Origin of the sequence: Pseudomonas sp. GLN_2, from assembly GCF_043106005.1 — a bacterium.
Classification (GTDB): Bacteria; Pseudomonadota; Gammaproteobacteria; order Pseudomonadales; family Pseudomonadaceae; genus Aquipseudomonas; species Aquipseudomonas alloputida.
Map to the genome: position 1 here is coordinate 37,316 of NZ_JBICMC010000087.1, position 14,361 is coordinate 51,676.

General features: G+C 62.8%; 13 protein-coding genes. 11 read left to right on the top strand and 2 right to left on the bottom strand.

Features of this window, described 5'->3' with window-relative positions; genetic code table 11:
* Entirely contained in the window at positions 1–1,383 is a 1,383-nt protein-coding gene (locus ACF8Q6_RS21095) for a glutamine synthetase family protein (RefSeq protein ID WP_003253387.1), read from the bottom strand.
* 205 nt (positions 1,384–1,588) lie between these two features.
* On the opposite strand from ACF8Q6_RS21095, the gene ACF8Q6_RS21100 reads away from it, so the two are divergent.
* From ACF8Q6_RS21100 to ACF8Q6_RS21120, 5 genes are all read left to right on the top strand, one after another.
* A complete protein-coding gene (locus ACF8Q6_RS21100; RefSeq protein WP_003253385.1) occupies positions 1,589–2,461 on the top strand; it encodes a LysR family transcriptional regulator in 873 nt (290 codons plus the stop codon).
* Between the two features lie 240 nt (positions 2,462–2,701).
* Entirely contained in the window at positions 2,702–2,965 is a 264-nt protein-coding gene (gene rpoZ, locus ACF8Q6_RS21105) for a DNA-directed RNA polymerase subunit omega (RefSeq protein ID WP_003253383.1), read from the top strand.
* Between the two features lie 59 nt (positions 2,966–3,024).
* Positions 3,025–5,133, top strand: a complete 2,109-nt coding sequence (gene spoT, locus ACF8Q6_RS21110) for a bifunctional GTP diphosphokinase/guanosine-3',5'-bis pyrophosphate 3'-pyrophosphohydrolase (RefSeq protein WP_047603718.1) — start codon at positions 3,025–3,027, stop codon at positions 5,131–5,133.
* Positions 5,134–5,156: 23 nt separating this feature from the next.
* The gene (locus ACF8Q6_RS21115) at positions 5,157–5,537 is read left to right on the top strand and encodes a RidA family protein (RefSeq protein WP_009684531.1); all 381 of its coding nucleotides are present in this window, start codon (positions 5,157–5,159) and stop codon (positions 5,535–5,537) included.
* A gap of 56 nt (positions 5,538–5,593) precedes the next feature.
* On the top strand, positions 5,594–6,325 hold the full coding sequence (locus ACF8Q6_RS21120) for a hypothetical protein (protein WP_012054105.1): 732 nt from the start codon (positions 5,594–5,596) through the stop codon (positions 6,323–6,325).
* Positions 6,326–6,494: 169 nt separating this feature from the next.
* Here ACF8Q6_RS21120 and ACF8Q6_RS21125 read toward each other — a convergent pair whose 3' ends face one another.
* Positions 6,495–7,352, bottom strand: a complete 858-nt coding sequence (locus tag ACF8Q6_RS21125) for an SDR family oxidoreductase (RefSeq protein WP_392492008.1) — start codon at positions 7,350–7,352, stop codon at positions 6,495–6,497.
* A gap of 189 nt (positions 7,353–7,541) precedes the next feature.
* Between ACF8Q6_RS21125 and exbB the strand changes: the two genes are divergently transcribed.
* The 6 genes from exbB to ACF8Q6_RS21155 all read left to right on the top strand — a co-directional run bounded on the left by exbB (position 7,542) and on the right by ACF8Q6_RS21155 (position 14,261).
* Entirely contained in the window at positions 7,542–8,516 is a 975-nt protein-coding gene (gene exbB, locus ACF8Q6_RS21130; protein ID WP_143495791.1) for a tonB-system energizer ExbB, read from the top strand.
* A gap of 3 nt (positions 8,517–8,519) precedes the next feature.
* Positions 8,520–8,948 (top strand): TonB system transport protein ExbD, encoded by a 429-nt coding sequence (gene exbD, locus ACF8Q6_RS21135; protein ID WP_167066201.1) that lies wholly within the window; start codon positions 8,520–8,522, stop codon positions 8,946–8,948.
* Positions 8,945–9,676 carry an energy transducer TonB gene (locus ACF8Q6_RS21140; protein ID WP_010955804.1) on the top strand — a complete coding sequence of 244 codons (732 nt, stop codon included), beginning with the start codon at positions 8,945–8,947 and terminating at the stop codon, positions 9,674–9,676. Before exbD ends, ACF8Q6_RS21140 begins: the two co-directional genes overlap by 4 nt.
* A gap of 94 nt (positions 9,677–9,770) precedes the next feature.
* Positions 9,771–10,697 (top strand): hydrogen peroxide-inducible genes activator, encoded by a 927-nt coding sequence (locus ACF8Q6_RS21145; RefSeq protein ID WP_003253362.1) that lies wholly within the window; start codon positions 9,771–9,773, stop codon positions 10,695–10,697.
* 3 nt (positions 10,698–10,700) lie between these two features.
* On the top strand, positions 10,701–12,779 hold the full coding sequence (gene recG / locus ACF8Q6_RS21150) for an ATP-dependent DNA helicase RecG (RefSeq protein WP_014861179.1): 2,079 nt from the start codon (positions 10,701–10,703) through the stop codon (positions 12,777–12,779).
* 78 nt (positions 12,780–12,857) lie between these two features.
* Complete coding sequence (locus ACF8Q6_RS21155) at positions 12,858–14,261, top strand: aminoacyl-tRNA deacylase and HDOD domain-containing protein (RefSeq protein ID WP_012054109.1); 1,404 nt, start codon at positions 12,858–12,860, stop codon at positions 14,259–14,261.
* Positions 14,262–14,361 lie beyond the last annotated feature (100 nt).

Here is a 14,361-nt window from a genome sequence, read left to right on the forward strand (position 1 = left end):
TTACACCGTGTGCAGGTACCAGTTGTACTCGAGGTCTGAAATCGACACTTCGAACTCGGCCAGTTCGCTTTCCTTGCAGGCCACGAAGATATCGATGTAGTCCGGGCTGATGTATTGGTTGAGGACTTCGCTGTCATCCAGCGCGCGCAGGGCATCGCGCAGGTTGTTCGGCAGGCTTTGCTCCAGCTGCTCGTAGGAGTTGCCTTCGATCGGCGCCTCGGGCTCGACCTTGTTGGTCAGGCCATGGTGAACGCCGGCAAGGATCGCCGCGAGCATCAGGTACGGGTTGGCATCGGCGCCGGCTACACGGTGCTCAAGGCGCACATTGTCGCTGCTGTCGGTGGGCACGCGTACGGCCACGGTGCGGTTGTCCAGGCCCCAGCTCGGCGCATTGGGCACGTAGAACTGCGCACCGAAGCGGCGGTAGGAGTTGATGTTGGGACACAGGAAGGCCATCGACGCCGGCATGGTTTCCAGCACGCCACCAATGGCGTGGCGCAACGTATCGCTTTGCAGCGGATCGTCACTGGCGAAGATGTTCTTGCCGGTTTTCTTGTCCAGCAATGAAATGTGTACATGCAGGCCATTGCCTGCCTGGCCCGGGTAGGGCTTGGCCATGAAGGTGGTGTCCATTTCATGGTCGTAGGCGACGTTCTTGATCAGGCGCTTGAGCAGGATCGCATAGTCACAGGCCTTCAGCGGATCCGCCACGTGGTGCAAGTTGACCTCGAACTGCGCCGGGGCGCTTTCCTTGACGATGGCGTCGGCAGGCAGGCCCTGTTCCTTGGCTGCTTCGAGCATGTCCTGCAAGCAGTCGGCGTACTCGTCGAGGTCGTCGATCAGGTACACCTGGGTCGACTGCGGGCGCTTGCCGGAGATCGGCGAGCGCGGCGGCTGCGGGCGGCCGTTGAGGTTGTCCTGGTCGATCAGGTAGAACTCAAGCTCGAACGCGGCGCAAATATCCAGGCCCAGGTCGTCGAACTTGCTCACCACCTGGCGCAGCACTTCACGCGGGTCGGCGAAGAACGGCTGGCCATCCAGCTCGTGCATGGTCATCAGCAGCTGGGCGGTGGGGCGCTTCTGCCACGGCTCGTCCGACAACGTGCCGGGGATCGGGAAACAGATACGGTCGGCGTCGCCGATGTCCAGGCCAAGGCCGGTGCTTTCGACAGTGGAACCGTTGATATCAAGGGCGAACAGCGATGCGGGCAGGTTGATGCCCTTCTCGTACACCTTGTGCAGGCTGGCCCGCTCGATGCGCTTGCCACGTACCACGCCATTCATGTCGGAGATCAGCAGGTCTACGTACTGCGTGTCCGGATGGGCCTGGAGGAAGTCATTCATCTCGCTGGAAGAACTGGCGCACGGGGTTACCGACGTCATGGTGTACATCCTTTGATGTGCTGCGGCGATGTGGGGATACGGCTGGCGCCTCACGGGCGACGATGGTTGCAGCTGTTGTTCTTTTCACTTTCCCATCGTGGGGACTGGTTACCCGACCGGGCGCATTGATTCCGGGGGGCCGTTTCACTATAAAATGGCCCAGACGCAACAGACATTGGCAATTTGGCAAGCAGAGCGTGCACCAATGCAATATCAGATAACCCACGCAGACCTCTCTCTGGTCCTGGCACTGGAACGTGGCCGCTCGCTGGCCAAAGCCGCCGAACTGCTCAAAGTCGACGTTTCGACCGTATTCCGCTCGATCCGCCGATTGGAGTCAGCGCTGGGCACTGCTTTGTTCGTCAAGAGCCGAAAGGGCTATCTGCCGACTGACACCGCACAGGCCTTGGCCGAGCAGGCCGAACGTGCCGAGCAGGCGCTGGAAGCGGCGCGCATTGCCATGACCAGTGGCGAGCAGGTGGTCAGCGGCACGGTGCGCCTGACCTGCACAGAGGCGGTGATGCACAGCCTGTTGCTGCCGGCGCTGGCCGAGTTCATGTCCAACTACCCGGCGTTGTCACTGGAGATGGGCACCTCCAATACCTTCGCCAACCTCAGCCGGCGCGACGCCGACATCGCCCTGCGCCTGACCAACACACCTCCGGAGCACCTGGTTGGCCGCAACCTGGGTTCGACCTCCTATGTAGTCTGCGGCCAGCCACAGTGGCGCGAGCGCCTGAGCGAGTCCCCCGCCAGCGTGCCGTGGATCGCACCAGACGACTCGATGCAGGACCACCCTACGGTGGTCTGGCGCAACCAACAACACCCGGGCCTGAGCCCGCGCTACCAGTGCAGCAGCATGTCGACCATCGCCCAGTTGGTAATGGCCGGCCTGGGCGTGGCAGCACTGCCGGACTACATGGTGCATGCGCTGCCTGGGGTGGATGCTCTCAGCGGTCCCCTGCCCGGCTGCGACACTCAGCTGTGGTTGCTGACCCGGCCGGATTGCCGGGCGCTGCGCTCGGTGCAGACCTTGTTCGAAGAGCTGACCCCGCGGTTGCGTGACGCGATGCTCTGAGGTTATCGTCAACCTCATGCACTGAGGGTGTCTGTTCCGGCCCTTTCGCGGGTAAACCCGCCGCTACAAGCTACGCGGTCCCTGTAGGAGCGGGTTCACCCGCGAAGAAGGCATCGCAGGGTTTGCAGGTACCGCCCGGCAAAACAGCGCTTCCCTATTGGCTGGTGAATTTTTATACTATCGAGTCCGCCTGCCCATTAATGGGCTGCACGCCCACCGCAATTGCTACTGAGGAAGACCATGGCCCGCGTAACTGTTGAAGACTGCCTGGAACACGTGGATAACCGCTTTGAGCTGGTCATGCTCTCGACCAAGCGCGCTCGCCAGCTGGCGACCGGCGGCAAAGAGCCACGCGTTGCGTGGGAAAACGACAAGCCAACCGTTGTTGCCCTGCGTGAAATTGCCGAAGGCATCGTCACCAACGAGTTCATCGCCGCTGAAGAGATCGTCACCGAGGATCCGGTGTTCGCCGCGTTCGAGGACGAGAACAACGAGGCTGTCTGATTGATGCCAGGTCGACGTCGTACGGCGCAAGGCCCTCTTCCTCGGCAGGAGGTGAACCCATGCCGGGTATAGAAGCCTTGGCCGAACGGCTGTCGACCTATCTTGGCCCCGAACAGGTCAACCTGGTTCGGCGTGCCTATTTCTACGCCGAACAGGCTCACGATGGGCAACGCCGCCGCAGTGGCGAGCCCTACGTGACCCACCCGCTGGCCGTGGCCAGCATCCTCGCCGACATGCACATGGACCATCAGAGCCTGATGGCGGCCATGCTGCACGATGTGATCGAAGACACCGGCATCGCCAAGGAAGCCCTCAGCCAGCAGTTTGGCGAGACCGTGGCCGAACTGGTCGATGGGGTCAGCAAGCTGACCCAGATGAATTTCGAGACCAAGGCCGAGGCACAGGCGGAAAACTTCCAGAAGATGGCCATGGCCATGGCCCGCGATATCCGCGTGATCCTGGTCAAGTTGGCCGACCGCCTGCACAACATGCGCACCCTGGAAGTGCTGTCTGGCGAAAAACGCCGGCGCATCGCCAAGGAAACCCTCGAGATCTACGCCCCCATCGCCAACCGCCTGGGGATGCACACCGTGCGCGTGGAGTTCGAAGACCTTGGCTTCAAGGCCATGCACCCAATGCGCTCGTCGCTGATTCATCGTGCAGTGAAGAGCGCACGCGGCAACCGCAAAGAAATCGTCGCCAAGATCGAGCACTCGCTGGCCAACTGCCTGGCCGCCGACGGCATCGAGGGCGAGGTCAGCGGTCGGCAGAAACACCTCTATGGCATCTACAAGAAGATGCGCGGCAAGCGCCGTGCCTTCAACGAGATCATGGACGTGTATGCCTTCCGCATCATTGTCGACAAGGTTGACACCTGCTACCGCGTGCTCGGCGCCGTGCACAACCTGTACAAGCCGCTGCCTGGACGCTTCAAGGATTACATCGCGATCCCCAAGGCCAATGGCTACCAGTCGTTGCACACGACCCTGTTCGGCATGCACGGCGTGCCCATCGAAATCCAGATCCGCACCCGCGAAATGGAAGAGATGGCCAACAACGGCATCGCCGCGCACTGGCTGTACAAGTCAAACGACGACGAGCAGCCCAAGGGCAGCCACGCGCGTGCCCGCCAGTGGGTCAAGGGTATCCTCGAACTGCAGCAACGTGCCGGCAACTCCCTGGAATTCATCGAGAGCGTGAAGATCGACCTGTTCCCGGACGAGGTCTACGTGTTCACGCCCAAAGGCCGGATCATGGAGTTGCCCAAAGGCTCCACGGCCGTCGACTTCGCCTACGCGGTGCACACCGACGTTGGTAACAGTTGCATCGCGTGCCGCATCAACCGCCGCCTGGCGCCGCTGTCCGAACCGCTGCAAAGCGGCTCGACAGTGGAAATCGTCAGCGCCCCGGGCGCTCGGCCCAACCCGGCCTGGCTCAACTTTGTGGTTTCAGGCAAGGCACGCACGAATATCCGCCACGCGCTAAAGCAACAGCGCCGCTCCGAATCCATCAGCCTGGGCGAGCGCCTGCTGAACAAGGTGCTCACTGGCTTCGACAGCAGCCTGGAGAAAATCCCCCAGGAACGCATCGAGTCTATTCTCGCCGAGTACCGCCTGGAGCTGATAGAAGACCTGCTCGAAGACATCGGCCTGGGCAACCGCATGGCCTACGTGGTCGCGCGCCGCCTGCTGTCGGCCGAAGGCGAACAGTTGCCGGCGCCAGAAGGCCCGCTGGCGATCCGTGGCACCGAAGGTCTGGTGCTGAGCTACGCCAAGTGCTGCACGCCGATCCCGGGTGACCCGATTGTCGGCCACCTCTCGGCCGGCAAAGGCATGGTCGTGCACCTGGAAAACTGCCGCAACATCAGTGAAATCCGCCACAACCCCGAAAAGTGCGTGCAACTCTCCTGGGCCAAGGACATCACGGGCGAGTTCAATGTCGAACTGCGTGTCGAACTGGAACACCAGCGCGGGCTGATCGCCCTGCTGGCCAGCAGCGTCAACGCCGCCGACGGCAACATTGAAAAGATCAGCATGGACGAACGCGACGGCCGTATCAGCGTGGTCCAACTGGTGGTCAGCGTGCACGACCGCGTGCACCTGGCGCGTGTGATCAAGAAGCTGCGTACCCTGACCGGTGTGGTCCGCATCACCCGCATGCGTACGTAGTCCGCCAACCGCAAGGAGTCATCATGAGCAAAACCGTCATCAACAGCGACAAGGCCCCTGCCGCCATCGGCACCTACTCGCAGGCGATCAAGGCCGGCAACACCGTGTACATGTCGGGCCAAATCCCTCTGGACCCGAAGACCATGGAACTGGTCGAAGGCTTCGAAGCCCAGACCGTGCAGGTGTTCGAGAACCTCAAGGCCGTGGCTGAAGCGGCTGGCGGTTCGTTCAAGGACATCGTGAAACTGAACATCTTCCTCACAGACCTGAGCCACTTCGCCAAGGTAAATGAGGTGATGGGCCGCTACTTCGAACAGCCCTACCCGGCCCGCGCCGCCATCGGCGTTGCCGCGCTGCCGAAAGGCGCCCAGGTCGAAATGGACGCCATCCTGGTCATCGAATGATGCCCTGGTGACGGGCCCTGCCCGTCACCCTCCTTCCTCTGCAAGGTTACCCCGTCATGCGTCAAGCACTGCCCTTCGCGCTGGCAGCCCTGCTACTGGGCGGCTGCACCAGCCACAAACCCGAAGATTTCAACGGCATCTGGATCAACCAGGAAGCCATCACTGCGGCGGTCAAAGCCGGCAGCCTGCGCCAGGCGCTGAATGAGCACGGCCCAGTGTTCGAGTGGAAGCTCGACGTGGCCAATCAGCAAGCTAGCTATAGCAATGGTTTCGAGGCCGCTGACGGCCAGCTGAGCGCCAATGAAAAGCAATGGCAGGCCCGTTTCCAAGGCGGCCAGACCGAGCAGCTTTCGCTCGATGGCGACGAGCTGCTGGCCGTCGACCAGAACGGCACCAAGCAAACCTTCGTGCGCGCCAAGACACCGGCGGCAGCCAATGCACCACTGGGCAGCAGCTTCGAGAAGGCGCTTTACCAGGCCTACCTGGGTGGTGACTGGAAGATCGTCGACGGCCAAGGCAAAGGTGCCAGTGTACGCTTCAGCGATACCGGCAACGTCACCGGCCTACCGGGGCCGGACCGCTTCGCCCTGTGCCTGGCAGGTGATTGCGCGACCATGGGTGGCAACAATGACAGCCTGTGGCTGGAGCGCAACCAGCGTGGCGCACCGTTCATCATCAAGCGCGATGGTGACAAGCTGGAGATTTTCCAGGCAGTGAACCGTGCACAGCCGGATGAAATGCCAGAGCTGGCAGCGGGCAAGCGTCAATGGGCGCTGGAGCGCAGCTGAGATGATGCGCGGTCCCTGTAGTAGCGGGTTTACCCGCGAAAAAGACACCGCGGTGGATGGCACGGGCTTCGCCCGTGTTCGCGGGCAAGCCCGCTCCCACAGGGATCGCGCCAGCTTTTAGAAATTGAGCAAGACAATTGCTCCCACAAGGCATCGCGCCACTTGCCAGCTAGGCTTTTCCTGCAAGGATTGCGGCGTAGCCTTCCTTGTAGCTCGGATACTCAGGCGCCCAGCCGAGCGCCCGCGCCCGGGCATTGCTGCAGCGCTTGCTGCCAGTACGCCGCACCCGCTGCTCATCGGACCATTCGGTAACCCCCATGTACGCCCGTAGCCAGGCCACCACATCGGCCAGTGGCGCCGGGTCGTCATCAACGCCAATGTAGCAGTCGTCCAGAGCCTTGCCATCAGCATCGGCCTGCAGCAGAAACGCCAGCAGGCTGGCGGCATCTTCGGCATGAATGCGATTGCCATACAGCGGTGGCTCCTCGGCAACGCGGTAACCCTGACGCACCTGGCTCAGCAACCACTCACGCCCTGGGCCATAGATACCGGTCAGGCGGACCACGCTCGCCGGGATGCCGCTGGCCAGTGCCAACCGTTCAGCCTCCAGCATCACACGCCCGGAATAGCCCTCAGGCTCGGTGGCAGCGCCCTCCTCTATCCACTCGCCGCCTTTCTGCGCATACACACTGCTGCTTGAGATGAACAGCAGCCGACGCGGGCGCTGGCCACGCTCGGCCAACCAGGCCAACACATGGCGCAAACCATCGACATAGGCTGCTTGGTAACCCGCCTCATCGTGCTGGCTGGCCGCCACGCAGTACACCAGGTAGTCCAGCGGGCCCTGTGGCCAGGACTGCGGTATCGACGGTTCGGCCAAATCTGCGGCAACCGGCTGAACCCCTGCGGGCAGCTGACCAACAGAACGGCGCAGGCCGCTTACCTGCCAGCCTTTAGCCAACATCTGCTTGGCCAGACGCCCACCCACATCACCACAACCCACCACCATCACGGAAAGGCCTGACATCTCTAAACTCCCTAGACCAATTGATCAGCCTGGCCACGCTACACGATGGGCGGCTAGACCATAGGCGAAAAAAGCTACAATATTACTTTTGTTAACAAGAATTACTTGCAATAATGGCCGCCAAATTGTTCTCGGCCTACATCGAGGCCTTGGAGAACGTTCACTTTTTCTTCATCAGGTCCGGCCAGCATGACACGTACTCAACCTTCCGCTTCGCCAACCCCGTCGCGCGCCTGGCGCGCCATCGCCGCGCTGACACTCAGCCTGGTGCTGGCCCCGGTGGCCATGGCCGATGAGCCAACCACCAACAGCGCCACACCTGCCGCTGCTACTGCCCCGGCCGCACCCGCTGCTGCCCCGGTCGATGCGCCGGCGCCTGGTGCCACTGCCACCAACCCGGCAGATACAACGGCCGCAGCAGACCCAAGCGTTCAAGCCCTGGTCGAAGACACCTCGCTGGGCATGGCCCATGACCTGTCCCCATGGGGCATGTACAAGAACGCCGACATCGTGGTGAAGATCGTCATGATCGGCCTGGCCATCGCCTCCATCATCACCTGGACCATCTGGATTGCCAAAGGCTTCGAGCTGATGGGCGCCAAACGCCGCCTGCGGGGTGAAATCGCCCAGTTGAAGAAGTCCACCACCCTGAAGGAAGCCAGCGAGGTTTCCAACAAGGAAGGCACCCTGGCCCATACCCTGGTCCACGATGCCCTCGAAGAAATGCGTCTTTCGGCTAACGCTCGCGAAAAAGAAGGCATCAAGGAGCGCGTCAGCTTCCGTCTGGAGCGCCTGGTGCATGCCAGCGGCCGTACCATGAGCAGCGGCACCGGCGTCCTCGCAACCATCGGCTCCACTGCGCCGTTCGTTGGCCTGTTCGGTACCGTATGGGGCATCATGAACAGCTTCATCGGCATCGCCAAGACCCAGACCACCAACCTGGCCGTCGTTGCCCCAGGTATCGCCGAAGCGCTGCTGGCCACTGCTCTGGGCCTGGTCGCGGCAATCCCGGCCGTGGTCATCTACAACGTCTTCGCCCGCTCCATTGCCGGTTACAAGGCGCAGGTGTCCGATGCCTCCGCCCAGGTACTGCTGCTGGTCAGCCGTGATCTGGACCACCAGGGTAGCGAGCGCGCCGCCCCGCACATGGTGAAAGTGGGGTAAGCCATGGGCCTGCATCTCAACGAAGGTGGCGACGACCTCGCCGAAAACCACGAAATCAACGTTACGCCGTTCATCGACGTGATGCTGGTGCTGCTGATCATCTTCATGGTCGCCGCCCCCTTGGCCACGGTCGACATCAAGGTCGACCTGCCGGCCTCCACCGCCAAACCGGCGCCAAGGCCGGAGAAACCGGTGTTCGTCAGCGTCAAGGCCGACCAGAAGCTGTATGTCGGCGACGATCAGGTTGCTGCACCCGACCAGCTTGGCCCGATGCTCGACGCCAAGACCAAGGGTGACAAGGAAACCACCATCTTCTTCCAGGCTGACAAAGGCGTGGATTACGGCGACCTGATGGAGGTGATGAACACCATGCGCGCGGCCGGCTACCTGAAAGTCGGTCTGGTAGGTCTCGAGACGGCAGCCAAGAAATGATGAAAACGCGCTCTAACATGGCGCGCTACGGTGGCAGCCTGGCGATCGTGCTGGGTGTGCACGTGGTCGCCGTGCTGCTGACGCTCAACTGGTCGGTGCCACAGGCCATCGAGCTGCCCCCGGCAGCGATGATGGTCGAACTGGCACCGTTGCCGGAGCCTGCGCCACCACCACCCCCAAAGGCAGCTCCGCAGCCACCGGCCCCGGTCGAGGAACCACCGTTGCCGAAGCTTGCAGAAGCGCCCAAGCCCAAGATCGCCATCCCCAAGCCGCCCAAGCCGAAGGCCAAGCCCCAGCCGCCCAAGCCCGAGAAAAAGCCTGAGCCGCCGAAGGAAGCACCGCCCACCGAGCAAACGGTGGACGCACCGCCCAGCAACTCGCCACCGCAGAAGTCTGCGGCACCGGCACCGAGCATTGCGTCCAACAGCAACGCCTTGCCAACCTGGCAGAGCGACCTGCTGCGCCACCTTGCCAAGTACAAGCGTTACCCGGAAGACGCGCGCCGTCGCGGCCTGCAAGGCATGAACCGCCTGCGCTTCGTGGTCGACGCCGAAGGCAAGGTCGTGTCGTACTCCATGGCCGGTGGCTCGGGCAGTGCCGCACTGGACCGGGCGACCCTGGAAATGATCCGTCGGGCCGGCACGGTACCCAAGCCGCCACCCGAGTTGCTGAACAATGGCACGATTGAAGTCGTGGCACCGTTCGTCTACTCACTGGACCGCCGCTAAGACTTTTGTTTCTGTCACAATTCGGCAAGTCTGATAACGTGCGTCTATCGATTGCAGCCGCTATGCTGGGCTCGCAACTTCATGGACGCACGTTATGACCCTCACAGAATTACGCTACATCGTCACACTCGCCCAGGAACAGCACTTCGGCCATGCTGCCGAGCGCTGTCATGTGAGCCAACCCACCCTGTCGGTCGGTGTGAAGAAGCTCGAGGACGAGCTTGGCGTTCTGATCTTCGAGCGCAGCAAAAGCGCAGTACGTCTGACCCCGGTCGGCGAAAACATCGTCGCCCAAGCGCAGAAGGTACTGGAGCAGGCCCAAGGCATTCGCGAGCTGGCCCAGGCCGGCAAAAATCAGCTGACCGCTCCGCTCAAGGTTGGCGCTATCTACACCGTCGGCCCCTACCTGTTCCCGCACCTGATCCCGCAGCTGCACCGCGTAGCGCCGCAAATGCCGCTGTACATCGAAGAAAACTTCACCCACGTACTGCGCGAAAAGCTGCGCAATGGTGAACTGGACGCGGTGATCATCGCCCTGCCGTTCAACGAAGCCGACGTGCTGACGCTACCGCTATACGACGAACCGTTCTGCGCCCTGATGCCTGCCGACCACCCATGGACGGCGAAGAAGACCATCGACACCGCCATGCTCAACGACAAGAGCCTGCTGCTGCTTGGTGAGGGCCACTGCTTCCGTGACCAGGTACTGGAAGCCTGCCCTACCCTGAACAAGGGGGGTGAAGGCTCAAGGCATACCACGGTTGAGTCCAGCTCGCTGGAAACCATCCGTCACATGGTGGCTTCCGGCCTTGGCGTATCGATCCTGCCGCTGTCGGCAGTGCACAGCCATCACTATGCCCCCGGCGTCATCGAAGTGCGCCCGCTGACGGCACCGGCACCGTTCCGCACGGTCGCCATCGCCTGGCGCGCCAGCTTCCCGCGGCCAAAGGCCATCGAGATCCTCGCCGATTCGATCCGCCTGTGCTCGGTCGCCAAAAACCCTGCGGAACAACCGGCCTGAGTCATGAGTGAGTTGTCGAAGGTCCCGGTCACAGTACTGAAAGGCGTGGGCGAGGCGATGGCGGAGAAACTCGCCAAGGTCGGCCTGGAAAACCTGCAGGACGTGTTGTTCCACCTGCCCCTGCGCTACCAGGACCGTACGCGCGTGGTGCCAATCGGCCAACTGCGTCCCGGCCAGGATGCGGTTATCGAGGGTGTGGTCAGTGGTGCCGATGTGACCATGGGCAAGCGCCGCAGCCTGGTGGTGCGCCTGGGCGACGGCAGCGGTGTGCTGACATTGCGCTTCTACCACTTCAGCAACGCGCAGAAGGAGGGCCTGAAGCGGGGCACCCACCTGCGCTGCTACGGAGAAGCCCGCCCCGGCGCTTCGGGCCTGGAAATCTACCACCCGGAGTACCGTGCGCTGAACGGCAACGAGCCACCACCACCGGTGGAGCAGACCCTGACGCCGATCTACCCGTCCACCGAAGGCCTTACCCAGCAACGCCTGCGCCTGTTGTGCCAGCAGAGCCTTGCGCTGCTTGGCCCGCGTAGCCTGCCCGACTGGCTGCCTGACGAACTTGCCCGGGACTACCAGCTGGCACCCTTGGACGAAGCCATCCGTTACCTGCACAACCCGCCGGCCGACGCTGACCTCGACGAGCTCGCCGAAGGCCAGCACTGGGCTCAACACCGCCTGGCCTTCGAAGAGTTGCTGACCCATCAGCTGTCCCAGCAACGCCTGCGCGAAAGCCTGCGCAGCCTGCGTGCGCCGGTACTGCCCAAGGCCACGCGCCTGCAGGCGCAATACCTGGCTAACCTGGGCTTCCAGCCGACCGGCGCGCAGCAGCGGGTAGCCAACGAAATTGCCTACGACCTTAGCCAACACGAACCGATGATGCGCCTGGTGCAGGGCGACGTGGGTGCCGGCAAGACCGTGGTCGCTGCACTGGCGGCGCTGCAGGCGCTGGAGGCTGGCTACCAGGTGGCATTGATGGCACCCACCGAGATCCTCGCCGAGCAGCACTACATTACCTTCAAGCGCTGGCTGGAACCGCTGGGCATCGAAGTCGCCTGGCTAGCCGGCAAACTCAAGGGCAAGGCCCGGGCCGCCTCCCTGGAGCAGATCGCCAACGGCGCACCCATGGTGGTCGGCACCCACGCGCTGTTCCAGGAAGAGGTAAGGTTCAAGCACCTGGCCCTTGCGATCATCGACGAACAGCACCGGTTCGGCGTGCAGCAGCGCCTGGCCCTGCGCAAGAAGGGTGTGGCCGGCGAACTGTGCCCGCACCAGTTGATCATGACCGCCACACCTATTCCGCGCACGCTGGCCATGAGCGCCTACGCCGACCTGGACACCTCGGTGCTCGACGAATTGCCGCCAGGCCGTACGCCGGTGAACACCGTGCTGGTGGCCGACAGCCGCCGCTTCGAAGTGGTCGAGCGGGTACGCGCCGCCTGCGCCGAGGGGCGCCAGGCCTATTGGGTATGCACGCTGATCGAAGAGTCCGAAGAACTCACCTGCCAGGCCGCCGAAAGCACCTACGAGGAGCTTGGCAGCGCGCTAGGCGAGCTGAGGGTGGGGTTGATCCACGGGCGCATGAAACCGGCGGAAAAAGCCGAGATCATGGCCGAGTTCAAGGCTGGCAACCTGCAGCTTTTGGTCGCCACCACGGTCATCGAGGTGGGCGTGGACGTGCCCAACGCCAGCCTGATGATCATCGAGAACCCCGAGCGCCTGGGCCTTGCACAGTTGCACCAGCTGCGCGGCCGGGTAGGCCGAGGCAGTGCCGTGAGCCATTGCGTGCTGCTGTACCACCCGCCGCTGTCGCAGATCGGCCGCGAGCGCTTGGGGATCATGCGCGAGACCAACGACGGCTTCATCATCGCCGAAAAAGACCTTGAACTGCGTGGCCCGGGCGAGATGCTCGGCACCCGCCAGACCGGTCTGCTGCAGTTCAAGGTCGCCGACCTGATGCGCGACGCCGACCTGCTGCCGGCCGTGCGCGACGCGGCCCAGGCCTTGGTATCACGCTGGCCGGAACACGTCAGCCCGCTGCTGGACCGCTGGCTGCGCCACGGCCAACAATATGGCCAAGTGTGACGCCAGTCCCAGAATGGATCCAGATTTGCTCGCAGGCTGGTTATACTTCGCGTTTAAAAGAAACAGTGGATACGGACCATGACTGAAGTTGCCCTGGACACCGCAACCCCACACGCCCCCTCCGTCATCAGGCTGCTGCTCGACAAGCTCGGCGTGCCCTACCGCCAGGTGGTCGAACACTCGCACCTGCCTGCGGCTTCGCGGGTGCAGGCTGTCCTTCTCGACGACGAGGTCGGCGCCCTCATGGTGCTGTTCCCGCAGAGCCACCTGCTGGACCTCAACCGCCTGGCCGAGCTGACCGGGCGCAAGCTGACCGCGGTGTCGGTGCCGCGCCTGAAGCAGATGCTCGACAAGCACCACCTCAAGGCCCTGCCGGGCATCCCGGCACTGACCAGCTCACCATGTCAGTACGAAAAGAGCCTGCTCGACGCCGAAACTGTCTTTATCCAGTCAGGCGAAGCCGGCCTGTTGCTGGAAATCGAACGCGCACACTTCAAGCGCATGCTGGCCAAGGCCAGCGCCAGCAGCTTCGGCCAGCAAGTCGAAGCGATCAGCCCCAATCTCGACCGCCCCGATGACGACACCCGGGAAATCACCGATGCGGTCCAGGCCTTCACTGCCCGACGCATTCAGAAACGCCTGGAAGAAACCATCGAAATTCCACCGCTCGCCGACACCGCGCAGAAGATCATCAAGCTGCGGGTAGATCCCAACGCCAGCATCGACGACATCACCGGCGTAGTCGAAACCGACCCGGCGCTGGCGGCACAGGTGGTGAGCTGGGCTGCATCGCCCTACTATGGATCACCGGGCAAGATCCGCTCGGTGGAAGACGCCATCGTGCGTGTGCTGGGTTTCGACCTGGTGATCAACCTGGCCTTGGGCCTGGCGCTGGGCAAGACCTTGAGCCTGCCCAAAGACCACCCGCAGCAGGCCACGCCCTACTGGCAACAATCGATCTACACCGCCGCGATCATCGAAGGCCTGACCCGCGCCATGCCGCGCGCAGAACGCCCCGAGGCCGGGCTGACTTACCTGGCCGGGCTACTGCACAACTTTGGCTACCTGCTGCTGGCGCACGTGTTCCCACCGCATTTTTCGCTGATTTGCCGCCACCTTGAGGTCAACCCGCATTTGAACCACACCTATGTGGAACAACACTTGCTGGGCATCAGCCGCGAACAGATCGGTGCCTGGCTGATGAAGCTGTGGGACATGCCAGAAGAGCTGTCGACTGCCTTGCGCTTTCAGCACGACCCAGCCTACGACGGCGAATATTTCGCGTTCCCCAACTTGGTGTGCCTGGCCACCCGCCTGCTGCGCTCGCGAGGTATAGGCTCAGGGCCGCAGGAAGAGATTCCTGACGAGCTGTTGGAACGCCTGAGCATTACCCGGGACAAGGCTGAGGATGTGGTGAACAAGGTGCTCGAAGCCGAGAACCTGTTGCGTGAGCTGGCTTCGCAGTTCCACGCACCGCATTAAGCATTAGCACATAGCCTGTGGGAGCGGGCATGCCCGCGAACACCGGCGAAACCGTTGCCATGCACCGCGTCGCTTGTTTCGCGGGCACGCCCGCTCCCAC